Source organism: Larkinella fluvii (assembly GCF_051857545.1).
Taxonomy (GTDB): Bacteria; Bacteroidota; Bacteroidia; order Cytophagales; family Spirosomataceae; genus Larkinella.
The window spans coordinates 424,520-449,444 of record NZ_JBPZHB010000009.1; the positions used below are offsets into that span (position 1 = coordinate 424,520).

Here is a 24,925-nt window from a genome sequence, read left to right on the forward strand (position 1 = left end):
GACACGTAACAGGCCTTTTCCCCCTATTCTGTCACAGCACCCTGCTTAGAAGTGCAATTGTAACCAAAGGTTTAATGGCAAAAACAAAAACAACTTTTTTCTGTCAGAATTGTGGCACCCAGGCTCCCAAATGGCTGGGCCGTTGTCCGGCTTGTGGCGAGTGGAACACCTTTGTGGAAGAGGTGATTACGAAGGAAGAACCCGTGGCCGGCAACTGGCGACCTTCCACCGCAACCAAAACAGCCGCCAAACCGAAAGCCATCCACGCGATCAACTACGAAGAACAGGAACGGACGTTGACGCCCGATGACGAGCTAAACCGGGTGCTCGGGGGCGGTATTGTTCCGGGATCGCTGGTGCTGATTGGTGGCGAACCAGGCATCGGCAAATCGACCCTGCTTTTACAGATTGCGCTCGGTTTGAACGACACGCGGGTCTTATACGTATCGGGGGAAGAAAGCGAACAGCAGATCAAAATGCGCGCCGAGCGACTGCCGGTTCCGGTCAGCGACTGCTACATCATGACCGAAACCTCGACGCAGAATATTTTCCGAACCGTCGAACACTTTGAGCCTGAAGTGCTCATTATCGACTCCATTCAGACCATGCACTCGTCGTTGGTCGAATCAGGAGCGGGCAGCGTTTCACAGGTCCGCGAATGCACCGCCGAATTCATGAAGTACGCCAAGGAAAGCGGCACGCCGGTATTCCTGGTGGGTCACATCACCAAAGACGGTTCATTGGCCGGCCCCAAAGTGCTGGAACACATGGTGGATACGGTTTTAACCTTCGAAGGCGACCGTCATACGACCTACCGCCTTCTGCGGACGACCAAAAACCGCTTTGGCAGTACTTCCGAACTGGGCATCTACGAAATGCAGGGAACGGGTCTGCGGCAGGTTACCAATCCCTCCGAAATTCTGATTTCGCAACGCGACGAAGCCCTCAGCGGCATTGCCATCGGTTCGATGGTGGAAGGCAACCGCCCGTTACTGATTGAAATTCAGGCCCTGGTAAGCATCGCCAACTACGGAACACCCCAACGGAGCAGCACCGGTTTCGACAACAAACGTTTGCAGATGCTGCTGGCGGTTCTCGAAAAACGGGGCGGTTTTCGGCTGGGTCAGCAGGACGTTTTTCTGAATGTGGCTGGCGGACTCAAAGTGGAAGATCCGGCGATTGATCTATCGGTTTGTGCCGCCATTGTTTCGAGTTACGAGGATATTTCCATCCCGTCGTCGGTGGCATTTGCGGCCGAAGTGGGTCTGGGGGGCGAAGTGCGCGCCGTTCACCGCGTCGAATCCCGGATTTCGGAAGCCGAAAAACTGGGTTTTAAGCAGATCTTCATTTCGAAATACAACATAAAGGGGCTGGATTTTGACAGTTACAAAATCAAAATCAAACCCGTCAGCAAACTGGATGAAGTTTTTCAGGGCGTTTTGATGTAGACTGCATGAATGAGCCACTTCCCTCCGATCTCTCCGACAAACTCCGCCAGCTTGCTGAAAAATACGCGGCCATGGGGCAGGATGTTGCTTCGCATCTGGAAGGCTTGCTACAGGCCGATTACCTGACGTATTGGGATTACATTCATCTGGAAACGCTGTTGTCGCTTCAAAATCCGCGAACGGCGTATCCCGACGAACTGATTTTCATTTCCTATCACCAAAGTACGGAACTGTATTTCAAGCTTATTCTGCACGAAATCAGCCAGATTGCCCAACATCCTGCCCTGACCGCCCGGTTTTTCACCGAACGTATGCAGCGCATCAACCGGTATTTCGACATTCTGGAGCGTTCGTATTCGGTGATGGTCGACGGGATGGAAAAGGAACAATTTCTAAAATTCCGGATGGCGCTGCTGCCTTCGAGCGGTTTTCAGTCGGTGCAGTTTCGGGAAATTGAAATCGTTTCCACGGATTTTGTCAACCTGCTTTCCGGTGATTTTCCGACCGATTTCGTCCCCACTCCGACGCTGGAAAGCCTCTATCCTTATCTGTACTGGAAACAGGGCGCTACCGAACTGGCCACTCAACAAAAAACCCTGACACTCCGGCAGTTTGAAAGCCACTATTCCGACCGGCTGATCCGACTTGCAACTGAATACCGTCGCTGCAATCTGTGGCAGCGGTTTCTGACGGTACAAAATCAGAACGAACCCACGGACGAACTGATTCACCAACTGCGCGAATACGATCACCGGCTCAATGTACGCTGGAAATCCATGCATTTGCGTTCGGCGATGCGGTATTTGCACCAGAATCCCGACGATATTAAAGCCACCGGCGGTACGAACTGGCAAAAGTACCTCCCTCCCCGGGAGCAGAAACGCCTGTTTTATCCCCAACTGTGGAGTGAAGCCGAACGGCAGGAATGGGGGAAAATGAGTAAAATAGATGGTTGAATGGTTTGATGGTTGAATGATTAAAGATGGTTTGATGGTTAAATGGTTAAATGGTTAAAAATGGTTGAATGGTTTGCCAAAAATTCTAACCATCCAACCATCTCCAACCATTTAACCATCTCCAACCATTTAACCATCTTTAACCATTTAACCATCTTTAACCATCCAACCGCCGTTTTTTTTTACTTTTGCTCCGATCTACTAAATCCGTATCGAATGAACCGCATAAAACATTGTCTGCTGGTGGCCGGCTTTCTGGCTCTCAGTACCCTCACCTCGTTTGCTCAACGCAATCCTGAAGACAAAGCCGGCTGGAAGCTTGGCTCCCAGTCGTATTCCTTCCGGCTGTTCACCTTTGCCGAAGCCCTTCGCAAGATCGATAGCTGCGGACTGAAATACGTGGAGGCTTTTCCGGGCCAGACCATTGGGGGCGGCATCGAAGGCAAAATGGATTACAAAATGGATGCGGCTACGCGTCAGGCCGTTAAAAAACTGGTGAAAGACAAAGGATTAACCATTGTTGCCTTTGGTGTAGTCAATGCACCGACGGAGGCCGATTGGAAGGCATTGTTCGAATTTGCCAAAGACATGGGTGTTCTGAACATCAATACCGAACCCAAAGTGGAGCAGATGCCGTACATTGGGCGGCTGGCCGATGAGTACAAAATTAATGTGGCCCTCCACAACCACCCCAAACCGTCGCATTACTGGCATCCCGACTCGGTTCTGGCAGTGATTGGCACGAGCAAATACGTGGGTTCCTGCGCCGACATCGGCCACTGGGTGCGTTCGGGTCTGGATCCCGTAGATTGTCTGAAAAAATTGCAGGGCCACATTCTGGGCATGCACTTCAAAGACGTGAAGAAAGACACACCCGATGGCAAATACCACGATGTGATCTGGGGAACCGGCGATTGCAAGGTGGATGCCGTGATTACGGAACTCAAACGCCAAAAGTTCAAAGGCCCGATCTCCGTCGAATATGAATACCACTGGGAAAACAACGGCCCCGAAATTGCCGAAAGCGTCAAATACTTCCGAAGTACTTACAGCAAATCGAAATAAACCAAAAAGAGCCCCCATCCTGTGATTGGGGCTCTTTTTTGGTGTGGAAATGCCGGATTATCAGCGCAGAGAAACAGAGCGCTCAGGTTGAACCGGTGTTTTGGTTTGGAGGTTAACTTCTTTCACAATTTTAGAAGTCCCGTCCGTTACGACCACTTTATATTTTCCGTCTTCCAGTTGGCTCAGGTCAAACCGGGTGCGGGTGGTCGTTTCGTTCTTGTCCAGTTGCTGGGTAGCCAGAATCGCACCGCTGCCATCCAGCAGTTGTACGTTCAGTGAAGATCCTTTTTCTTTGGCAACCATTACGTTGACCTTGGCATTTTGAGCGGAGGGGTACAAGCCCACCTGATAAGTGCCGGCCACTTTTTCGTTGTCAGAGTTTGCAAAAGTTACGGTTGATGCGCTTACGGCCAGCGCGACGAGTACGGAAGAAATGAACGTTTTCATGGTGTGTTTACAATTGTTCTTAGTTGTTGTTTATGTCTGTTTGACGATTCAAATATAGCGGCTCCCAGTCGTATGGAGCGACAGATAGTACGCCAGCGGTTGCTGCACCCCGACGAACGGTTTGTTTTCTGGATGAACGATCGAACGGTAAGTGATAAAAAATATGGGTAACACTCAGATTATCAACAAGTTATATATAGACTTAATTTTGAATTATGCCTGTTTGCAAGAATAAAGTAGGGTAATTCAGCGGGTTGTTTCAAAATTTTCTTGACCCAAAAATCGATAGTGCAGAATTTGTTATAACCGAATACGTCGAATGATTGCGTTAGAATCACTTCATCAAATTCCAGCGGTATTTCAGCCTTTTCAATCGGTAATTGCCGCCGAAAGCACCCGCCACGGCGGCATCAGCCCATTTCCCTTTTCCTCCCTCAATGTCGGTTTGAATACTACCGACTTGCCCGAACACGTGGAGGAAAACCGCCGTCGCTTTTTTTCCAGTCTCGGCATTAGTCCGGAGCAGGTAGCCTCTTCGCACCAGGTTCATGGCGACCGGATTCTGACTGTTCAGCAAGCGGGGCGGTTTGAGGGTTACGATGCATTAATAACCAACCAGCCTCATCATTTTCTGACGGTTACGGTGGCCGACTGTACGCCCATCTTGATTTACGATGCCGGACAGCAAGCCGTGGCAGCTATCCACGCCGGGTGGCGCGGCACGGTGGCCCGAATTGTTGAGAAAACCGTTCAGGCCATGAACGACCAGTTTGGCTCTCAGCCCGCTGCGTGTTTCGCCTACGTTGGCACGTGCATCGACCAGGATTCATTTGAGGTTGGCGATGAGGTAGCCGAACAATTTGACGAAGCCCACAAAGTATTTGACAGTGAACGTCAGAAATACCTGATCGACTTAAAAGCTGCCAATGTGGCTCAACTGATCAACGCGGGCATTCCGGCCAGCCAGGTTGGCGTTTCTCCCTATTCGACGGTCACCCACAACCGGGATTTCTTTTCCTACCGGATTGAAAAGGGCAATACGGGGCGCATGGTGGCGGTGATTGGTTTCCGTCCGGCAGAATAACCGCTGGTTCCGGCGAAGTTTGTAAAACAAACCGACTCAGCCTGAGTTCTATTGCCTACAAACTAAACGCTTTGAAAGCCATGGGACTATTGATGACCATTCTGGTTGGAGCCATTGCCGGCTGGCTGGCCGATCTTCTTTTTAAACGCTTCTCGTTTTCCTTATTCACCGAGATTCTGTTAGGCATTGCCGGTGCCTTCGTGGGTGGCTGGATTTTCGGCAACACCTTTGCAACGGGAGCCGGTGGTGTTCTCGACCGGGTTTTGACCGCTTTCGTGGGTGCTGTGATCATCCTGGGCATCGCAGCCCTCATCAAGGGTTCCCGCAAAACCACCTAACCTGCTCCCTTCACTTCGATGTTCGATATTCAACATTCGATATTCAATCGCCATCAATCACAAACTCCACCTCCTTAAAAGCAAAACTCCGAAGCTTTTCACCCACCTGAATGGCCAGCCGACCGGTTTCTTCGACGCCGACGATGATCCCCCGGAAATGTTCGCCATCGGCTTTAAAGATGCTTTCTTCCTGATAGCGGAATAATCGCTGGAGGTAATTCGTTTTCAATACATCGCGTTGACCGGCCCGTAAGGCCAGATAACGGCGCTCGATCGACTCCAGTAAAGCCGGAAACAGTTCCGGCAGAACGAAATCCAGGTCGTTTGGTGTTTCATTGCTAAGGGAGGTCGCAGTTGGCGTTTGAAAGCGGGTTTGGTTGATGTTTAATCCAATTCCAACTACCGACCACGCAATTGTATAGCCATACAGCGTATTTTCAATTAATATTCCACCAATTTTACGCTGTAGAACGTAGAGATCGTTGGGCCACTTGATTTTCAGTCGGTCACCCACGTAAGTGCTCAGCCAGTCGCTGATTCCCAGTGAAACGGCTATGTTTAGCCAGAACTGCTCTGAAGCTTGCAGAAAGGTGGGCTGTAGAAGAACCGAAAAGGTCAGGTTGTGATTGGGCTGCGCTTCCCACTGATTACCGCGCTGCCCTCGCCCGGCGGTTTGGTTACCGGTTATGACGACGGTTCCATCCAGAGCGGTTTCGGACGTGATTAATTCGGCTGCAACATCGTTCGTAGACTGACAAGTTGGCAGATAATTAATTTTTTGTCCAATAAAAAGCGTTTTGGGTCGAAACTTGTACAAATTTTTAATACATTTAGTTGGATGAATACCGAAATTATGGTACAAATTCTAGTTTATAGTAAACGTACCCGCTGGTTTCGGTCTTTGCAATTTAAACCAGTAGCATGAGAATAAATAAACCGAAGGACTTATCATCCGAAGAATTGTGCAAACTCGTCGTGAAGGGAATGCAGGAAAAGAAGGCTGTTGACATTGTTGTCATGGATCTTCGCGACGTTAAAAATGCCATTTCTGACTACTTCGTCATCTGCTCCGGAACATCCGATACGCAGATCGACGCCATCGCTGATTCCGTTGAAGAAGAAGTATTCAAAGCCAGTAAAATCAATCCCTGGCATGAGGAAGGCAAAATGAATCGGGAATGGATTCTGCTCGATTACGTAGATGTTGTCGTTCATGTTTTCAAAAAAGAACGCCGGGTGTTCTATGACCTCGAGCAACTCTGGGGTGACGCTGAAATCCATCTCGTGGAAGAAACCTTTGCCTGATCGATACGGCCTGACCCGGTAACAGGTAACAGAACGAGTGTTTATCCGCTCATACGACCATCTACCCCGGCTACTCCCCGTTTATCGAATCCCAAACCCAGTAGAAACAATCCATTACCAAATGGTGTTTCCTTTTTTGTGTATTTAGCCGTAATTCTGTTGCAAAAATGCCTGATAATAATAGAAATCCACTTTCACCCAGAACTCCCCGTCGGCCAAACTTCCAGGGCTGGATTGTAGCGATCCTGATTGCAGCGATCCTAGGGATAACCTTTTTCAACCGCAGCAGTGCCGTCCGGGAGACGACCATCCGCGGATTTGAAAAGATGGTTAAGAATAAGGAAGTTGACAAGGTAGTCATTGTGAACAATGAGGTTGTAGAAATTACCCTGACCCAACAGGCACTGCAACAAAAATACCGGACGCAATTTCAGGACAAATCGTATTTTAACTCCGAATCCGGCCCCCATTTCAGTTTCCGGGTATCGTCAGCCGAGTCGTTCAAAAAAGACCTGGACCGTATTCAGGAAGGTATTCCCGATAACGAGAAGATCGACTATAAAATCGAACAGCGAAGCGACTGGAGCGGTTTTCTGCAAACCTGGGGCTTCTTCATCGTCATGATCCTGGCCATGTATTTTCTGCTGGGCCGGATGTCGGGCGGGGCCGGGCCGGGCGGTCAGATTTTCAACATCGGAAAATCAAAAGCCGCTTTGTTCGACGCTGAAAACCGGGTGAAGATCACGTTTAACGACGTGGCGGGTCTGGACGAAGCCAAAGAAGAAATCAAGGAGATTGTCGATTACCTGAAAAACCCTACCAAGTTTACCAAACTCGGTGCCAAAATTCCGAAAGGTGCGTTGCTGGTTGGCCCTCCGGGTACAGGTAAAACCCTGCTGGCGAAAGCCGTAGCGGGTGAAGCCGGCGTTCCTTTCTTCTCGCTGTCGGGTTCCGACTTTGTCGAAATGTTTGTCGGTGTCGGGGCGGCCCGGGTTCGTGACTTGTTTAAACAAGCCAAAGAAAAGGCTCCCTGTATCATTTTCATTGACGAAATTGACGCCGTTGGCCGCTCACGCGGACGGGGTTCGATGCCTGGTGCGAACGACGAGCGCGAAAATACGCTGAACTCCCTGCTGGTTGAGATGGACGGTTTTGCGACCGACTCCGGGATCATTATCCTGGCCGCTACCAACCGCCCCGATGTACTGGATTCGGCACTGCTGCGTCCCGGCCGGTTCGACCGCCAGATCAGCATCGACAAACCGGACATTGTTGGCCGGGAAGCGATTTTCAAAGTCCACTTGAAGCCCATTAAACTGGATACCGACGTCGATCCACGGGAACTGGCGGCCCAAACGCCGGGTTTTGCAGGGGCTGATATTGCCAACGTCTGTAACGAAGCCGCGCTGATTGCCGCCCGCCGGAACAAAGAATCGGTCGATATGCAGGATTTCCAGTACGCCATGGATCGCGTTATTGGCGGTTTGGAGAAGAAAAACAAACTGATTGCACCGGAAGAGAAAGAGATTGTTGCCTACCATGAAGCGGGTCACGCCGTTACGGGCTGGTTTCTGGAACACGCCGATCCGCTGGTGAAAGTCACGATTGTACCCCGTGGCGTTGCAGCATTGGGTTACGCGCAGTATCTGCCCCGCGAACAGTATCTATACCGCACGGAACAGCTCATCGACGAGATGTGTATGACACTCGGTGGACGGGCTGCGGAAGATAACGTATTTGGTAAAATTTCGACCGGGGCCCTGAGTGACCTCGAACGGATTACGAAGCTGGCCTACAGCATGGTGACCATGTACGGAATGAATGACAAAATTGGTAATGTTTCGTTTTACGATTCGAAACAGAGCGAATACCAGTTCAACAAACCGTATTCAGAAGCAACGGCCGAAGCCATCGACGATGAAGTACGCAAGATCATCGATCAGGCTTACGTTCGGACCAAGGCCTTGCTGGCTGAAAACCGGGCCGGTCTGGAAGCCGTAGCGAAAGAGCTGCTGGAGAAAGAGATTCTGTTCCAGAAAGACCTCGTCCGGATTCTGGGCAAACGTCCTTTCCAGAAAGAAACAACCTACCAGGCTTACAAGAACAACAGCGAAGTAGTGGAAGAGGAGATTGGTACCGACAGCAAACCGGAACAGACCAAACCGCTGCCGACGCCGGATCTGCCAGCCTTGTCGTAAGAGCCACAACAGAATAACTTAGCATATGCAAAAAGCCGACTTGGGTCGGCTTTTTGCATATCTGATAGTCAGAAGAGAAGGTATCAATTTCCTTCAACTCCTTATTTGAACTTGTACCCCGTCACGTCGAAGGAGTGGTTGGCAGGGCCGAAAAAGATAAGTTTCAAGGTACTGGTGGCCGGTTTTCCGTTCACTTTCTCCGAATAATATTCTTTTTTGGACTGAACCAGCAATTCGTTGGGTGCCAGCGACGACGAGAAATTGATGCTGTGAGCATCCGGAAGTTTGGCTTCCAGCGCCAGCTCGTTGAACAAATACAGCGGATACGAATTGAAAGGTACTTCGGCTACCCAAAGCCACTCGGTGTCGGAACGGCCCAGACTGGCCTTGTATTCGGCCGCGGTCAGGCCGTACTGGCTTCCTTCCCGGCCCGTCGGATGATACCGCTTCTGAAAACGATTCCGGCAGGCAGCGGCCCGATTGGGGGCATAATAAGCCCCGCCAACGTTGTAACGCATGATAATTTTGCCTTCATACTTGTCGGCTACGTAAACCCGGTAGCTGCCATCGGGCTGGCCCGTAACGAACGTATAGCCACCTACCACCCCCGGAAAACTCAGATTCGCCAGCTTCCGGTCGAAGCCGAACTGGCCGGTTTTGGAATTTAACAAAACCTGATACCGCACCACGGAACCATTGTAATCGGTTTGTTCATACACCAGCACCCGATCAAAAACCAACTTCTCGACCACCGCCGGTGGGTTATTTGTTACTGCTACCATCGCCAGGGGCGACTGAGCCTCTACCGGTTGACCTCCCTCCTTTCCTACGCCCATAAATCCGACCAAACCGACCAAGGCAATAAACCGTTTTTTCATATCATCTCTGCAAACTGTGGGTTAATCGACGGTTTCGTCGTTGAGAATGCAATATCCGAGTTTCGGAGGTAAAGAAGCAATGTGTTACCTTTGTATTCCTGAAAAAATATTCATGCCATCGATTGAACACCTACCGCTCCCACCGGACCGAGCCGTTTACTTTGCTTCCGACTTCCATTTAGGAATGCCTACGCCCACCCTTAGCCGCGAACGGGAACGCCGGGTTATCCGCTGGCTCGACCTGGTCAGCAACGATGCCGAAGCCATTTTTCTGGTCGGCGACGTCTTTGATTTCTGGTTTGAATACAAACACGTGATTCCGAAAGGCTTCACCCGCCTTCAGGGAAAACTGGCCGAATTGTCGGACGCTGGTATCAAGCTAAAGCTCTTTTCTGGAAATCATGATATGTGGATGGCGGACTATTTTACCGAAGAGATGGGGATTCCGGTTTACCGGGTACCGAAATCGTACCAGATTGGTGATCAACTCTTCCTGGTGGGTCACGGTGACGGCTTGGGGCCCGGCGATTTTAAGTACAAACAGCTCAAAAAAATATTTGAGAATGGGCTGGCTCGGTGGTTTTTCCGCTGGCTGCATCCCGATATCGGTGTCCTTTTCGGCAATGGCTGGTCACGCAAGCGCAAAGCCGCCGAGCAGCATAAAACCGATGTGTTCAGGGGAAATGAACAGGAATGGCTCTGGCAGTATTGCAAAGAAATGGAGACCCGCCAACACCACGATTACTACATTTTCGGCCATCGGCACCTGTCGCTGGATCTGAAAGTGACCGAAAACAGCCGGTATATCAATCTCGGAGAATGGATCAATCTCAACACCTACGCCCGGTTTGATGGACAAACCACGAAGCTGTTGACGTTCGAAGGGAAGTAGTTTTCGGTGAGCCTTCGTTACGGTGGTTAACGCATCGCATATGATCAATATCGAATATTGAACAACGAATATCGAATGTTGAAGGCGTCAGCCACAGGAACGACAGCCCGCCGAAAACTGTATACCGAAAACCGTAAACCCTAGTTATTCTTCAAAATATCCTGCCGGGACAAGCCTTCCGGTGGGGTGGCATTGAGTTCCTGCCGGAAGTCCTTTTTCTTCAAATCGCCGTTTTTAACCGATTTGATAAAGCTCGCCCAGGCAAACGGATTCAGGAACGGGATCGTGGTCAGTTGCGACCGTCCCGTTATCGATTCCCGGCCAAACCACTGCTGGTTCAGATAATACCGGTAATTCCCGGCAGCACTCATGGGCGTCAAAGCCGCCAATCGCTGCATGGATTCGGCGCTAAGATTGCGGGCCATGTTTTCCCGTTCTTTTTCATCCGGCAATTTCAGGTTGACAAAAGCCTGCTTGAAGAGTTCTTCCGTTGGATACGGATAGACTTTTACCTCGGTCAGCATCTGCACATCTTCCTGCATCGCCACCACCGCCGAATACGACTGCTCCGTTAACCGACGCGGAATGATGTGGTATTGTTTCTTAAAACCGAGGTAACTAAACACAATGCTGTCGCCCGGCAAAACCGGGATGGCAAAATACCCGATGCTGTTGGACAATACGCCCCGACCCGCGCGCGGGATGGAAATGTAAGCTTCCGGCAACGGCTCAGACGTCTTTCCGGCCGTAATAATCCCGGTAAACATGATTAGTTTTTCCTGCCCCTGCGCCCGCGCGGTGTGGCTGGTGGTCAGCATCAATCCCGACGCCAGGGTCAGAATAGCAATAAGTTGTATGAATGAAGTCTTCATGTCTTGATCGTAAAACGCCGGTCTCAACGGCGCATGGTCCAGGTTTAGAGTTCCATGACAGGACATTGGCGGTGCCAAACCGCGTCAGTGTCACGCAAACAGTTTCAAAAAAGTAATAATAAACGGTGCCGCCAGCAGCAAACCGTCGAACCGGTCTAAAAAACCGCCATGACCCGGAATCGTCGAACCGGAGTCCTTAATGGCAATGCTGCGCTTGAACAACGACTCGACCAGATCTCCGTAGGTTCCCGTTACGACAATGATGGCGCCCACACAGTACCACTCCCACGGCCGCAGATCATCGACAAAAATAGTCAGAAAAAAGGCGATAACCGCAGCCGCCAGAGCGCCACCAACCGCTCCTTCCCACGATTTTTTGGGCGATACGCGTTCAAATAATTTCCGTCGTCCAAATTTGGTTCCGGCAAAATACGCCCCAATATCGCTCGCCCACAACAGCACAAGGCAGCCCAGCATCAAACCCGGATGGTAGGTGCCGCCCCGCAACGCCAGCACATTCAGCAGCGCGAACGGAACGGCGACATAAATCAGTCCCAGAAAGGTAAACCCGATATTGGTAAACGGTTTTAAATCCCGTTTTTTATAGAGCTTAATCAAAAAAATCATGGATGCCGCCGGACAGATCAGAAAATAAGTATCGTAGTCAACAATCTGTTTTTCAATCAGATACGTCAATATACAAATCAAACACCCTACCGCCGTACCGTAATACGTCAGCGGCTGATTGCCATCCAGACCCAATAATTTATAAAACTCTAATTGCGTCAACGCACTGATGGCACAGAACAACAACGCAAACGTCCAGTCACTATACCAAATTCCAAATAAGATGATGATGACGCCGACAGCCGCAGCAATAACGCGCTGTTGCAGATTCGTCATCCGATTTAAACGTTCTTTCATGTAGAAAGTTAACTACAAATCAGGGTGGTTTATCCGGCGAAAATAACAAAATATGAACACCTCGTTCCTACCCTGGTTTCTCTTTCCGTCTATTTTTAACTTTATTTACAGTTCTCAATCATTAGAGTTGAATTTGCCAGCGTTCTACTCACCGACCCCCGCCCTGTATGCCTCTCGTTCTGCTATGCCTGTTTTTTCAATTGACAGGAAACACCCTGCAACCTGAAAACGACCTTCGTTCATTGCATTGGGGCATGAGCCGAAAAGAAGTTCAGGCAATTGAACAGACGGTTCCGTTTCGGATTACGGACACGACGCTTCACTATCGGCAGCGTTGGTTTTATAACTTCCCGGCTTCGGTGAAATTCGCCTTTGTCAACGATCAACTCGCTGGAGCCCTGTACATTTTCACTGATCGTCATGTCCGCGCCCAACAGCATTGGGATGAGTATCAAACCCTGGTCAAAACCCTGTCGGATCGCTACGGCCCTCCTTCCGGCGACTACTGGTCGTGGAACTATCCCCTGTATAAAAACCGTCCCGAACGCTACGGCGACGCCGTCCTGCTAAGTCATCTAAGCCGTTCGAGCATCTGGGAAACGGCCCGCACCGTGGTGACCCTCGAAATGTCCGGCAAACCCAAAGAGGGCATCTACACCGTGATTTCGTACGCAAAAAAAAATGACGACAAAAAATAAATGACCAACCACGAACAGGTTTGCGCCGGTCCGGATAATTGGTCATTCGCTTTTCAATATTCCAAATCGGCCGAAATCAGGTAAATCTTGGCCATGGCCGCATCCTCGGTTTGCACATACACTTCGCAGTTTCCCAGGAGATAATTGCTATCTTTTTTATTGACAACAACGGCATTGATTTCGTGTTCGGCTAACAACACTTTTGCCAGTTCGGCGCGGTAGGTGGTAGGTGTCACCAGTACTTTCTCCCACTGATCAGACATAAGGTTGAGACGACGATTGATTCGTTTTTCGAAAAAAGGCTAAAAAACCTATGGTTAAAAGTAGTGAAATTAACGCGCCGGTCAAAGGAACCGAATTCGTATTTTCAATATCGACCGAAATCATCTGCCGGTGATACAACCACACCATCAATACCGTAAACCCGTTGTTGATCGCGTGTGCCAGGATGGGAACCCAGATATTCCCCGACCACACGTACACATACCCAAACAACGCACCCAGCAAGGTGCGCGGCACAAAACCGTAAAACTGGACGTGAATGGCACTGAAAATGAGCGCCGATACCCAGATCGCAACGTGTATGTTGCCCGTCCACTGGGCCAGTTTTCGCTGGACCATACCCCGAAACAACACCTCTTCACCAATACCGGGGATGATGCCAATCACCACCAGCGCAATCACCAGGTCGAGGGGGGAGCTAAAATCGGTCAGGAACGTCGTCAGGCCGGAAATCTGGTCTTCTTTCTGCTTCATCCACGCTTCCAGCCCGGCCAGACTGTCCGGAAAATCAAGGTTCTGATTCCACTCGATGATCAGCCCGTTAAACGGCATGAAGGTGATGGTTAGCAGGGCCACCAAACCCACCGATTGCACCGCTGTCAGTGGCCGGGCATTGAACTCCGCCCACGATTTACGCTCGATCCAGCGAAGGTACAGAATGCAGGGAAGCAGAAACGAACACAGGTGGCTCACAGCCTGAATCAGCATCAGCAAATGCCAGCTCCCCGGATAATCGGCGGGATTCGTTAAAATGCCGGTAATATCCGTAACGGACGTGTTGCCACTGGCCGATGCCCAGGCCGTGAGGAACACCCCGGCCAGTAAACCGCCCAGTGACATGCCCAGCAAAACAAATCCCAACAGAACCAACAGGCTACGAAACGGATGCAGGGGGGGATTGGACGAAGGAGTCAGGCGGAAGTCTTCCATAATTGCTGTAAATTTACGCCCAAACTAGTCAGGAATTCAAAACCGTACCGGTTTTTTATGGAATCGGCTCACACCGGTCAGGTTTTCAAAACCTGACCGGTTGGCGAACATCTTTCGAAAACGCATTGTTAGCGCTATATGGTTAAAATTGGCACAATCGAACTGGGAGACTTTCCCCTGCTGCTGGCTCCGATGGAGGATGTGAGCGATCCGCCGTTCCGGGCGGTTTGCAAGGCCAATGGGGCGGATTTGATGTATACGGAGTTCATTTCGTCGGAAGGACTCATTCGCGACGCGGCCAAAAGCGTCCGGAAACTGGATATTTTCGAATACGAACGCCCGATCGGAATTCAGTTATTTGGGTCGGATATCGAAACGATGCGGGCCTGTGCCGAAATTGCCAGCCGCGCCAACCCGGACCTGATCGACATCAATTACGGTTGTCCGGTCAAAAACGTAGCGTGTCGGGGTGCCGGGGCGGCTCTGCTGCAGGATATTCCGAAGATGGTGAAAATGACCGAAGCCGTCGTGAAAGCCACGCACTTGCCCGTCACGGTGAAAACCCGCCTGGGCTGGGACGACAACACCCGGAACATCATGGAAGTGGCGGAACGGCTACAGGATATTGGCATTCAAGCCCTTACGGTCCACGGCCGGACCCGGGTGCAAATGTACAAGGGTGAGGCCGACTGGACGCTGATTGGGCGGGTGAAAGAAAACCCCCGCATTACGATTCCGATTTTCGGCAACGGCGACATCGATAGCCCCGAAAAAGCCCTGGCGTATAAAAATCAGTACGGCGTCGATGGGATCATGATCGGCCGGGCCAGCATTGGCTACCCCTGGATCTTTAACGAAATCAAGCACTTCCTACAGACCGGCGAACACCTGGCGGCTCCGACACTCGCCGACCGGGTGGCCATTTGCAAGCAGCACCTCGACTTTTCGATTCGCTGGAAAGGAGAGAAAACCGGTATTTTCGAAATGCGCCGACACTATACCAACTATTTCAAGGGGCTGGAAAATTTCAAACCGTTCCGTCTGCGGCTCGTGCAGGCGGATACCTACGGGGAAATCGGCGGTATTCTGGACGAAATTACGGATGTGTATGAAGTCGAAACCGTCTGATGTTTTGCGGTTTTAACGAAAACCGGGCGCCTGGCCAAAAGCCAGCACCGGTTTCGTTTTGGGCTTTTCGTCGTTATCGTGCAGTTCCTGCAATTTTGAATACTTGATCACCGGGTAAACCGCCGACAACAGTGCCCACACAAAACCGGGGTAGCCGTCGAGTAGTCCGCCTTTGAAAAAATAGATTTTCAGAAACGTAAACAGGAAACGCAAGCCCTGGAGCGGGATGTTGGCCTTTTTGTGACGCAACGCCATTTCTTCGGCACTGAGCGTCGTATAGTGGTTCATTTTCAGCACATAATCGTGCAATGATCCATAGCTGTAGTGAATCAGGATTCCCGAGAGCTGTCCAATGGAGCCTTCCACCTGAACAGACTCATGAACAGGAACGGGCGTCATGCGACCGCGGTGCCGGTTGAACAGTCGCAACACCGGCTGGCGGTTTTGCCCGCTGTGCCGCAACACCCTTCCCAGGAAAATCAGGTTACGGGGCAACGTATACCCCGCATGGATCGGCCCGCCGACAAACAAGGCGGCAATTTCGTTGGCAAGCTGCTCCGTCACAATTTCATCCGCATCGAGCACCAGCACCCAGTCATTTTTGGCCTGATCGATCGCGTATTGCTTCTGTGGTCCAAAACCGTTGAACTTCCGGTAGGTAACCCGGCAATTAAAATCACTGGCGATGGTCAGGGTGGCGTCGGTGCTGCCCGAATCGACCACAATGACCTCATCAACCCACTCCACAACTGACTCCAGCGCCTGTTTCAAGGTTCTTTCGGCGTTCAGGGTAATGATGACAACAGAAAGGGGAGCTTTGACCGGGATTTTCATTGGGATAGCAGTGAAGAGGTTGGCTGATGATCCGTGGTTTGGCTGGCAATAACCGGTAGTCCCTGGCGATACCGAAGGCTCTCCCGACCGGGGGCGCCCCGCAGAATGAACCAGGCCAGATGCGCAAAATGCGTACTCCGAAAGGCCTTTCTGCCCACTTTCAGCGTATAAAAAAGCTGAAGCAGGAGTTGTTTCAGTACATTCTCGTTTTTACGGAAATAATAGAATAGAGAAATGTAGTATTCTTTTTCGATCAGCAGATTCCGGCGCGTACTGCCGCCCCCCAGGTGCCGAAACCGGACATCCGGAATCAGCATCGCCTTCCACTCCCGTTGCCGAAACCGCCGACACAAATCTTCCTCTTCGCAATACAGAAAAAACGCCGGATCAAAACCGCCTACCTGCCAGAACGCCGTGGCCCGAACAAAAAGCGCACTGCCTGTCACCACCGGAACGGGCACGGGTTTCTGGTATTTCTGTCGGCGAGGCAGATAATCCGCCGGATTAAACCAGCGCATCAAACCGTGGCCCAGCAAGTTTCCGCTCAGCGAAGGGTAATAATTGAACGATGGTTCATGTTCATCGGCCCGGTTGACGGCCTGCCCCGTACAGACTCCCACCGCTTTGTGGTCTTCCATGAACGCATACAAGCGGCTGCAAACATCGTCGAGCAGTTGGCAGTCATTGTTCAGAAAGAAATAATAAGTTGATGACGGATCGACCACCTGCAAACCCAGCAGTAGCCCGCCCGCAAAACCGAGGTTAACCCGGCTCCGGATCAGTTTCAAAAAAGGTTGTTGATTGAGGGAATACAATCGGTCAAAGTCGGTCTCCTGTGAGCCATTATCAACGACAACAATCTCGTAATCAGAAAGTTGTGTATATTTTTGAATGGAATTAACACAGTCCAGCGTGTAGCCGCTGGAGTTATAATTCAGAATAATAACCGACAGTTTCATACCCAATCCGGTGGCGATAGGATGGTAACTTCATGTTACCGGTTTTATAATTTTTTTAGAGACGGGGCACTACCGTTGAGGACAGGAATCGGTCAGGTAGCGTTGCATTCTACTACGCAAAATAGTTGAACAGCGTTGCGGCTGACCGGCAGTTGTATTTCCAACAACCTCAATCAATCCATAATGGTTTCTTTTCCAGCCATTTGCCTGCGCAACTTTTTATGCTCTGACAGAACCAAACGGCCTCGAACGGTGGTTTTTAAACCATGACGAAACCATTTACCGAAAGCCCATCTTCTGCCAGTGAACCCCTTCCCACTCCTCCAGCCAATCGCCTGCTCCTGGCCTGGCTGTTGCTCATTCTGGTTGCCCTGATCTGGGGAACGTCTTTTATTCTAATTAAACACAGTTTGGGCGTTTTCTCGCCAATGCAGGTCGGAACGGGGCGGATTTTTCTGGCTTTTCTCTTTTTTCTGCCCTATCTGATCATGCTGGGAAAAAAGTTTCCGCGTGATCGCTGGCTTCCGTTGCTGGGTTCGGGGATGCTTGGCTACCTGATTCCCGCCGTCCTCTTTGCCACTGCCGGGGCACACCTGAACAGTTCGCTGGCCGGCACACTAAACGCCCTCAGCCCGCTGTTTACGTTCCTGATCGGGGTCATTCTGTTTCGCGGACGGGCCAAACTCCTCCAGGTCGGCGGTATTCTGCTGGGGTTTGCCGGATCGGTATTTCTGGTGTTTTTTAGCGCTACGGGTTCTTTTTCCTTCAACGGTTATGCGTTTCTGATTGTCCTGGCCACGCTTTGTTACGGTTTCAACATCAACATTGTTTCCCGGTATCTGAGTGACCTGCCCGCCCTGCTGTCGACCGCATCGACCTTTGCCATGGTGGGTCCCATTGCCCTGCTCGGGCTGGCCACCACCGACTTTCCGACGCGGGTGGCGGCTCCGGGGTCAACGCCCGCCCTATTGATGCTGCTTACACTCGGCATGGTCGGTTCCGGTTTTGCCACCATCCTGTTTAATCGGATTATTCAGTTAACTTCCGGCGTTTTTGCTTCCACCGTAACCTACCTCATTCCGGTAGTAGCCGTACTTTGGGGGCTTTTCGACGGCGAACCGCTCCACTGGCCGCAGGTTGCCGGTATGGGAATTTGCCTGTTGGGTGTATATTTGATCAATAAAAAGTGAGCGTTAGCCCATTTCTTAATTCCTTCCATCTATGTTTCGTGCTTCCGTCAACGATCAGCCCCCGTTTGAAATCGATTTTACGGGTGATCTCCCGGTTTTGAATGGCCAACCCCTGACGTGGGATCTGGCCCGGCTGAACGACCGGATGTTTCACATTCTGTACCAGAATCGTTCGTATACGGCTGAAATTCTCGATCTGAACCCGACGGAAAAAACCGCTACGATAAAAATCAACCAGGCGATTCACCAGATCGCCCTGAAAGACCGTTTCGACCTGCTTCTGGAACAAATGGGCATGAGCACGGCCAGCCTGACCAAAATCAACGACATCAAAGCCCCCATGCCCGGCCTGATTCTGAGCCTCAGCGTTCAACCCGGCGACACGGTTCACAAAGGCGATACGGTGCTGATTCTGGAAGCCATGAAAATGGAAAACGTCATCAAGTCTCCTACCGACGGCACCATCAAAACCGTCCGGATCAGCCGGGGTCAAACCGTTGAGAAAAACCAGGTTCTGATCGAATTCAGTTAAGAGTGATGAGTGATGAGTTAAGAATTGGCTGACGCATTCTGTCACAGGAACCTTTTTAACTCATAACTCTTCACTCTTCACTCTTAACTTTTGCTATATTTGCCGCCAAACTTTCCTTCATGACTCAACTAAAATATAAACGCATTCTGCTCAAGCTTAGCGGAGAAGCTTTAAGCGGAGACAAAGGGTACGGCATCGACCCAACGGTTTTGGATGCTTACAGTCTGGAAATCAAGCAAGTAGTTGAAATGGGCGTTCAAGTTGCCATCGTCATCGGCGGAGGTAACATTTTCCGGGGAATCCAGGGCGAACGCAGCGGGATGGACCGGGTTCAGGGCGACTACATGGGCATGCTGGCTACCGTTATCAACGCCATGGCCATCCAGAGTTCGCTCGAACAACACGGCTTGTATACGCGCGTGATGTCGGCCATCAAGATGGAACAGGTTTGCGAACCGTATGTGCGTCGCCGAGCCGTCCGTCACCTCGAAAAAGGCCGCATCGTCATTTTTGGTGCCGGAACGGGCAATCCCTACTTCACCACCGACACCACCGCCAGCCTTCGGGCCATCGAAGTGGAAGCAGATGTGGTGCTGAAAGGAACCAAAGTGGATGGTGTCTACACCGCCGATCCGTTCAAGGACAAAACCGCCACCCGGTTTACGACCATTTCGTTTCAGGATGTTTACGAAAAGAAACTAAACGTAATGGACCTCACAGCCTTTACGTTATGCAAAGAAAATAACCTCCCCATCATCGTTTTCGACATGAACAAATCCGGCAACCTGATCCGGCTGGTCGAAGGAGATGACATCGGGACGTTGATTACCGGCTGAAACATTGCAGAACTTTATTACCAGGAATGATAAATAATAAACATCAAATGATAGATGTCAAATGCACACGGTTTATCATTTGATATTTATTATTTATCATTTGATATTTACGATTTAAGAAATGGAAGAGATTGAGCTATATCTCGAGGACGCCCGGGATACGATGGAAAAGGCGTTGAAACATTTGAATATCGAATTATCCAAAATTCGGGCGGGCAAAGCGTCTCCCTCGATGCTGGACGGACTTCAGGTGGAGTATTACGGCATGAATTCTCCCATTCACAACGTCGCTTCCGTCACCACCCCCGACGCCCGAACCATCGCCATCAAGCCTTTTGAAAAAAAGATGATTGGCGAAATCGAGAAAGCCATCCGAAACAGTAACCTGGGCCTATCACCGACCAACGACGGTGAAAACATCCGGCTGAACATTCCCGCCCTGACCGAAGAACGTCGCCGGGATCTGGTAAAAAAGGTTAAGGCCGAAATCGAAGTAGCCAAGGTTAACATCCGCAACATCCGGAAAGACACCAACGAAGGCATCCGCAAATTAACCAAGGAAGGCGTTTCGGAAGATGAGGTGAAGAAAGGTGAAGAGAAAGTTCAGAAACTCACCGACAGCCACATCGCCAAAATCGACGACATTTTTGCCGCCAAGGAAAAGGATATCATGGTGGTTTAGGTCCGCCGTGCGTGCGCTAACTCCAGCACGTCAACTGATTCATTCGTAACGCTAAAGGGGCCGTCGGCCCCTTTAGCGTTTTTAGGGGTGGTGTCTTCACCTTGCGGTTTTTGTGCTTTAAACCAATTTTAATCCCCCGTTCTTCCCTCCACTTTCCGCCCAAACCAGTCGAAAATCTGCATTTACATTTTTTTCTCAAGGAGTTAAAGCCATAACTAATTCAAAATAGTTACATAAAAGTTACTGTTCATTCAAATCGGTACATGAATAAATGGTTCTATTTTGAAAAATAAGCCTGACCCTGACAGCCGTTTTGCATTTCTATAGATCGTTCCCTGTCCGACTTACCTTCTTTTGGCTCAGCCTGCTGCCGACATCCGGTTGGCTGTGGGCGCAGCCTTTTCGCCTTCCTCAACCCGGCCTCATTACGGACCGGCAGGGATTACCGCAGGCCTTTGTGCCATCGATTGTTCAGGATCGTCAGGGCTTTATCTGGGCCGCCACCCGCGATGGACTCTGCCGCTATGATGGCCAGCGATTCAAGGTCTTTCAACCCGACCCCGACGGGCGGCCCTCCCTTTCCTTTGTCGGGCTGGATCAAATCGAACTGGACCGGCACGGACGCATCTGGGTTGTTTCCGAGCGCAAGGATATCGATATCTTCGACCCACGCACCGAAACCTTTACCAATTTTTCAAGGCAACCCGCTTTTCGCCGATTGGTCAAACCCGGTATGGGATTTACGTTATTCATTGACCGAAAGGATCGACTCTGGCTAAGGAATGGGCAGGGCGTCATTTGCTGGGACGTTGCCAGGAAACAGGGCCACTGGTTTCGTCACCAGCCCCTGCAGGCCGCATCGATCAGCAGCGATGCCGTGTATGACGTGTCGGAAGGAGCGGATGGAACCATCTGGCTGGCTACAGCAAACGGTTTGGATCGCTTCGAGGAAGGCACGCTTGGTTTTACGCACCTGCGGCACCAGCCGGGTAATCCCCAGTCGATGCCTGAGAATGGGTTTGCCGCCGTACGTTGCCGGCCAAAAACCGGAGAGCTTGTGCTCTTCTCCCAGCACTACCTTACCCTGCGACAGCCCCGCACGGGCCAGATGCGTTCCTACCGGTTGCCGGTTCAGGGAACCGAACTGCATGTTGTGCACATCGCCATCAACCAGGAAGGAACGGTTTATTTCCAACAGAATAACATTTTATTTCGGTTTACGGACCAGCAGGGCGTCCAGGTCTTGACCCGCTGGGAGCAGCCCAACGATGCGTGTCGCACGCTGATCATCGATCGAACCAATGTGTTATGGGCGGGCACCGTCGGGGCGGGTATCCGTACCTACGATCTACAGCCCAACCCCTTCCAGAAGCGGCCCTACCGCCGGAGTTTTTATCAGGATCTGCTTACCAACGACTCACTGGGACTGCCCCCGGTTTCCCCAGCGGCTCTAGCCACCTTGAACGGTTTGAGCAGCTATAATTTTCGATCGACCTTCGATCGGTTGGGACGCTTCTGGTTTAATGTAGGTACTTCGGACCTCTACCGGCTGGATCGGAAAACAGGCCAGACGGAGCATTTTCCGCTGCCGATTTCCTTTCGCTGGGAAACACCGGTTTCTATTCCCTGTCCGATGACGACTGATTCACAGGGTCGCGTTTGGGCGATCAACGGCTCCTCCGCTTTCTGGTTTGATGAGAGCAGGGAGCAATGGACCCGGTTCCAATACCCGATCGCGGTTCAGCTTGACAACAGAATTACCGAAGTAGTGGCCGATGAGCAGGCCCTTTGGCTGGCCAGTCAGACCAATGGGTTATATCAGGTTGACCGCCGGACGGGTCAAATCCGGCAGTTTGTCAACCGCCCTGGCGATGCAAGCTCGTTAAGCAGCAATTCGCTCTACTGCCTGTCGTCCGATCCAGACGACCCCAATGTGTTGTGGCTGGGCACCTTTGGCAGTGGATTATGTTCATTTGATAAACGAACGGGGCTATTTCGCCGGTTTACTAAGTCCAACGGTCTGCCCAATAATGTGATTTACTCGGCAAAACCGGATCGGTACGGGTATTTATGGATGGGCACTAATAAAGGGCTTTGCCGGATGAATCGCCGGACGTTCATGACGCAAACCTTTACGCGGGATGACGGCATCATGGCCGACGAGTTTAACCGGTCGCATTATGTCCAGTTTCCGGACGGGAAAATCCTGATGGGCGGACTGGAAGGTTTCACCGGTTTTGATCCCCGGCAGATCGGCCAGGATGCCTTTGAACCTGTGGTTGAACTGACTGAACTGGAAGTCAACAACCAGGTCATCCAGCCGGATAGTCCGGGAGCCTTCGGATCGGCTACCACTTCTTCCAATGATCGATCCATCCTGGGTACGTTGCCCATTCAGGCCACGAATCAACTTACCCTGGATTATAACCAGAACTACCTGACGGTTCAGTTTGCGGCCCTGCAATTCAATCAGCCGAACAAAAACCGGTATCGTTACCGGTTGAAAGGGCTGGAACCCAACTGGAAGTTAACGGACCGGCCCGAAGCCATCTATACCAATCTGCCATCGGGTGATTACGTATTGATGATTAATGCATCGAACACATCCGGTAAGTGGAGCCGCTATGTTCGTGTCCTGGCGATTCGGATCGAACCACCTTTTTGGGCCACCTGGTGGTCTTTTGGGCTGTATTTTCTGATTGGTTTGGGCGTAGCCTGGGGCTTGCTGCAACTCTACCTGAATCGGCTGCGATTAAATCAGACAATCGAACTCAGGCAGAAAGAAGCCGACCAGCTTCGGGCGGTGAATGCGATCAAAACCAATTTCTTTACCAACATCACCCACGAGTTTCGGACACCGTTGACCCTAATTCTGGGGCCGACCGAACAGATGGTGAGTGAGAATCCGGAACCTAAAAACCGCCAACGACTACAAACCATCGGGCAGAATGCCCATCAACTCCTGAGGCTGATCAATCAACTGCTGGATTTATCGAAGCTGGAAGCCAGCGTTATGCCCGTCCACGAATCCAGGGGAAATCTCAGCGAATTCATTCGGCAGTGGTTGCATCCCTTTAGCGACCAGGCAGCGGGCCTGGGCCTGAACCTGACGTTTCGTTCTGAGGTCGAGGGCGATTACTGGTTCGATGCCGAAAAACTGGAACGGATTGTCAATAACCTGACGGCCAATGCGCTGAAATTCACCAAAACCGGTTCGATTAGCGTTTTGTTGGAAACCGCATCCGGTCAGATCAGGCTCACGGTGGCCGACACCGGCATTGGCATTCCGGCCGAACATCTCCCTCACATTTTTGACCGCTTCTACCAGATCAATGATTCGGCGGCAACGCCCGGTACGGGGATCGGCCTGGCCCTGGTTCAGGAATTGGTTCAGTTGCAGGGTGGTCAGGTTTCCGTCGAAAGCCAGCCCAATCAGGGCACTACGTTTACGGTGCTGTTGCCGTATCGACCGGCAGAACCGCCAACCGCATCACCGGACAGCACCCTGCCGGAGTCCATCGGGGCCGATGACGGGCGCGCCGACGACACATCCGTCGAACCGCGTGTGTTGATCGTGGAAGACAATGAGGAGTTAGCCCGGTTTATTGCCGACAGTTTGCCGGAACACTACCGCATCCGGCGAGCCGTCAACGGCCATGATGGCCTGGAACAGGCACTGGAATACATGCCTGACCTCCTTATTTCGGATGTGATGATGCCTGGCATGGACGGTTTTGCCCTGTGTGGTCAGTTGAAGTCCGACCTGCGGACCAGTCACATTCCGGTCATTCTGCTGACGGCCAAAGCCTCCGTTGAAAACCGGCTGGCTGGTCTGGCGCTGGGAGCCGATGATTACCTGACCAAACCCTTTCAGGTGTCCGAACTTCAACTCCGGGTTCGCAACCAACTGGCCAGCAAACAGCGGCAGCGCGAGTGGATACGGAAAAGTTTGAGTGATCCGAACCCGCCCCCCTCCCAACCCGCCGTCGAATCCGACGATCCTTTTCTGACGCAACTGTATTCCCTGCTGGACGCGAACCTGAGCGATTCCGGTTTTGGCAGTGAGCAGATGATGATGGAACTGGGCATGAGCCGAACCACCTTGTTTCGGAAAGTCAAAGCCCTGACCGATCTGTCGGCGAATGATCTGCTGCGTAATTACCGGCTCAAACGGGCCGCCGAATTGCTGCGGGCGGGCCAGAGTGTCAATCAAACGGCCTACCAGGTGGGTTTCGAGAGTCCGGCCTATTTCAGCAAATGCTTTCGGGAGCTTTACCGGGTCACACCCCGCGCGTTTGCCGCCCAGTCCTGAACGAATCATCCCTACCATCGGGTTTTAGCGGTTTTCAGCCCCTTTTACGGCTTTATCGGCGCATTTGGAACAGGCGTTATGGTATTTGGAACAGGCGTTATCGCCCGTTTCTGGTTCATCCTGTAGGTTTGTAAC

General features: G+C 51.3%; 24 protein-coding genes. 15 read left to right on the plus strand and 9 right to left on the minus strand.

Translation table 11 applies throughout. The features are described 5' to 3' along the window. Positions 1-74 precede the first annotated feature (74 nt). From radA to ACS5NO_RS25015, 3 genes are all read left to right on the plus strand, one after another. Positions 75-1,448 carry a DNA repair protein RadA gene (gene radA / locus ACS5NO_RS25005; RefSeq protein ID WP_439417652.1) on the plus strand — a complete coding sequence of 458 codons (1,374 nt, stop codon included), beginning with the start codon at positions 75-77 and terminating at the stop codon, positions 1,446-1,448. Between the two features lie 5 nt (positions 1,449-1,453). Next, the gene (locus tag ACS5NO_RS25010; protein ID WP_439417653.1) at positions 1,454-2,404 is read left to right on the plus strand and encodes a tryptophan 2,3-dioxygenase family protein; all 951 of its coding nucleotides are present in this window, start codon (positions 1,454-1,456) and stop codon (positions 2,402-2,404) included. Between the two features lie 216 nt (positions 2,405-2,620). Next, positions 2,621-3,469: a sugar phosphate isomerase/epimerase family protein gene (locus ACS5NO_RS25015; protein WP_439417654.1), complete on the plus strand. Its 849-nt coding sequence runs from the start codon at positions 2,621-2,623 to the stop codon at positions 3,467-3,469. Between the two features lie 60 nt (positions 3,470-3,529). Here ACS5NO_RS25015 and ACS5NO_RS25020 read toward each other — a convergent pair whose 3' ends face one another. Further along, positions 3,530-3,916, minus strand: coding sequence for a T9SS type A sorting domain-containing protein (locus ACS5NO_RS25020; protein WP_439417655.1), 387 nt, complete (start codon positions 3,914-3,916; stop codon positions 3,530-3,532). Between the two features lie 319 nt (positions 3,917-4,235). On the opposite strand from ACS5NO_RS25020, the gene pgeF reads away from it, so the two are divergent. Both pgeF and ACS5NO_RS25030 read left to right on the plus strand, forming a co-directional pair. Beyond that, positions 4,236-5,000, plus strand: a complete 765-nt coding sequence (gene pgeF, locus ACS5NO_RS25025; RefSeq protein WP_439417656.1) for a peptidoglycan editing factor PgeF — start codon at positions 4,236-4,238, stop codon at positions 4,998-5,000. An 80-nt stretch (positions 5,001-5,080) separates the two neighbouring features. Further along, positions 5,081-5,338 carry a GlsB/YeaQ/YmgE family stress response membrane protein gene (locus ACS5NO_RS25030; protein WP_114406033.1) on the plus strand — a complete coding sequence of 86 codons (258 nt, stop codon included), beginning with the start codon at positions 5,081-5,083 and terminating at the stop codon, positions 5,336-5,338. Positions 5,339-5,381: 43 nt separating this feature from the next. Here ACS5NO_RS25030 and ACS5NO_RS25035 read toward each other — a convergent pair whose 3' ends face one another. Then, entirely contained in the window at positions 5,382-6,155 is a 774-nt protein-coding gene (locus ACS5NO_RS25035; RefSeq protein WP_439417657.1) for a biotin--[acetyl-CoA-carboxylase] ligase, read from the minus strand. A gap of 104 nt (positions 6,156-6,259) precedes the next feature. On the opposite strand from ACS5NO_RS25035, the gene rsfS reads away from it, so the two are divergent. Both rsfS and ftsH read left to right on the plus strand, forming a co-directional pair. Next, a complete protein-coding gene (gene rsfS, locus ACS5NO_RS25040) occupies positions 6,260-6,643 on the plus strand; it encodes a ribosome silencing factor (RefSeq protein WP_114405957.1) in 384 nt (127 codons plus the stop codon). Positions 6,644-6,810: 167 nt separating this feature from the next. Next, the gene (gene ftsH, locus ACS5NO_RS25045; RefSeq protein ID WP_114405958.1) at positions 6,811-8,841 is read left to right on the plus strand and encodes an ATP-dependent zinc metalloprotease FtsH; all 2,031 of its coding nucleotides are present in this window, start codon (positions 6,811-6,813) and stop codon (positions 8,839-8,841) included. Between the two features lie 101 nt (positions 8,842-8,942). Here the strand turns inward: ftsH and ACS5NO_RS25050 are convergent, their stop codons facing one another. Beyond that, a complete protein-coding gene (locus tag ACS5NO_RS25050) occupies positions 8,943-9,719 on the minus strand; it encodes a hypothetical protein (protein WP_439417658.1) in 777 nt (258 codons plus the stop codon). A 112-nt stretch (positions 9,720-9,831) separates the two neighbouring features. Between ACS5NO_RS25050 and ACS5NO_RS25055 the strand changes: the two genes are divergently transcribed. Further along, positions 9,832-10,611: a UDP-2,3-diacylglucosamine diphosphatase gene (locus ACS5NO_RS25055; protein WP_439417659.1), complete on the plus strand. Its 780-nt coding sequence runs from the start codon at positions 9,832-9,834 to the stop codon at positions 10,609-10,611. A 140-nt stretch (positions 10,612-10,751) separates the two neighbouring features. On the opposite strand, the gene ACS5NO_RS25060 is transcribed toward ACS5NO_RS25055, so the two are convergent. Then, entirely contained in the window at positions 10,752-11,483 is a 732-nt protein-coding gene (locus ACS5NO_RS25060) for a carboxypeptidase-like regulatory domain-containing protein (protein WP_439417660.1), read from the minus strand. Between the two features lie 90 nt (positions 11,484-11,573). Continuing rightward, complete coding sequence (locus ACS5NO_RS25065; protein ID WP_439417661.1) at positions 11,574-12,407, minus strand: phosphatidate cytidylyltransferase; 834 nt, start codon at positions 12,405-12,407, stop codon at positions 11,574-11,576. Between the two features lie 167 nt (positions 12,408-12,574). Between ACS5NO_RS25065 and ACS5NO_RS25070 the strand changes: the two genes are divergently transcribed. Continuing rightward, positions 12,575-13,105 (plus strand): hypothetical protein, encoded by a 531-nt coding sequence (locus ACS5NO_RS25070; RefSeq protein ID WP_439417662.1) that lies wholly within the window; start codon positions 12,575-12,577, stop codon positions 13,103-13,105. Between the two features lie 53 nt (positions 13,106-13,158). Here the strand turns inward: ACS5NO_RS25070 and ACS5NO_RS25075 are convergent, their stop codons facing one another. Both ACS5NO_RS25075 and ACS5NO_RS25080 read right to left on the minus strand, forming a co-directional pair. Next, positions 13,159-13,368, minus strand: coding sequence for a DUF2007 domain-containing protein (locus tag ACS5NO_RS25075; protein ID WP_114405964.1), 210 nt, complete (start codon positions 13,366-13,368; stop codon positions 13,159-13,161). Next, entirely contained in the window at positions 13,361-14,317 is a 957-nt protein-coding gene (locus ACS5NO_RS25080) for a CPBP family intramembrane glutamic endopeptidase (protein WP_439417663.1), read from the minus strand. Before ACS5NO_RS25080 ends, ACS5NO_RS25075 begins: the two co-directional genes overlap by 8 nt. A gap of 138 nt (positions 14,318-14,455) precedes the next feature. Here ACS5NO_RS25080 and dusB point away from each other — a divergent pair, with 138 nt between their 5' ends. Further along, on the plus strand, positions 14,456-15,445 hold the full coding sequence (gene dusB / locus ACS5NO_RS25085) for a tRNA dihydrouridine synthase DusB (RefSeq protein WP_439417664.1): 990 nt from the start codon (positions 14,456-14,458) through the stop codon (positions 15,443-15,445). Between the two features lie 12 nt (positions 15,446-15,457). On the opposite strand, the gene ACS5NO_RS25090 is transcribed toward dusB, so the two are convergent. Both ACS5NO_RS25090 and ACS5NO_RS25095 read right to left on the minus strand, forming a co-directional pair. Further along, complete coding sequence (locus ACS5NO_RS25090) at positions 15,458-16,279, minus strand: glycosyltransferase family 2 protein (protein ID WP_439417665.1); 822 nt, start codon at positions 16,277-16,279, stop codon at positions 15,458-15,460. Further along, on the minus strand, positions 16,276-17,238 hold the full coding sequence (locus ACS5NO_RS25095; RefSeq protein ID WP_439417666.1) for a glycosyltransferase: 963 nt from the start codon (positions 17,236-17,238) through the stop codon (positions 16,276-16,278). Before ACS5NO_RS25095 ends, ACS5NO_RS25090 begins: the two co-directional genes overlap by 4 nt. Positions 17,239-17,504: 266 nt before the next feature. On the opposite strand from ACS5NO_RS25095, the gene ACS5NO_RS25100 reads away from it, so the two are divergent. The 5 genes from ACS5NO_RS25100 to ACS5NO_RS25120 all read left to right on the plus strand — a co-directional run bounded on the left by ACS5NO_RS25100 (position 17,505) and on the right by ACS5NO_RS25120 (position 24,790). Next, entirely contained in the window at positions 17,505-18,428 is a 924-nt protein-coding gene (locus tag ACS5NO_RS25100; RefSeq protein ID WP_439417667.1) for a DMT family transporter, read from the plus strand. Between the two features lie 31 nt (positions 18,429-18,459). Then, positions 18,460-18,960, plus strand: a complete 501-nt coding sequence (locus tag ACS5NO_RS25105; protein WP_439417668.1) for an acyl-CoA carboxylase biotin carboxyl carrier protein subunit — start codon at positions 18,460-18,462, stop codon at positions 18,958-18,960. Positions 18,961-19,079: 119 nt separating this feature from the next. Continuing rightward, the gene (gene pyrH, locus ACS5NO_RS25110; protein ID WP_114405971.1) at positions 19,080-19,796 is read left to right on the plus strand and encodes a UMP kinase; all 717 of its coding nucleotides are present in this window, start codon (positions 19,080-19,082) and stop codon (positions 19,794-19,796) included. 121 nt (positions 19,797-19,917) lie between these two features. Continuing rightward, positions 19,918-20,478 carry a ribosome recycling factor gene (gene frr, locus ACS5NO_RS25115; protein WP_114405972.1) on the plus strand — a complete coding sequence of 187 codons (561 nt, stop codon included), beginning with the start codon at positions 19,918-19,920 and terminating at the stop codon, positions 20,476-20,478. Between the two features lie 313 nt (positions 20,479-20,791). Next, a complete protein-coding gene (locus ACS5NO_RS25120) occupies positions 20,792-24,790 on the plus strand; it encodes a hybrid sensor histidine kinase/response regulator transcription factor (RefSeq protein WP_439417669.1) in 3,999 nt (1,332 codons plus the stop codon). Positions 24,791-24,925 lie beyond the last annotated feature (135 nt).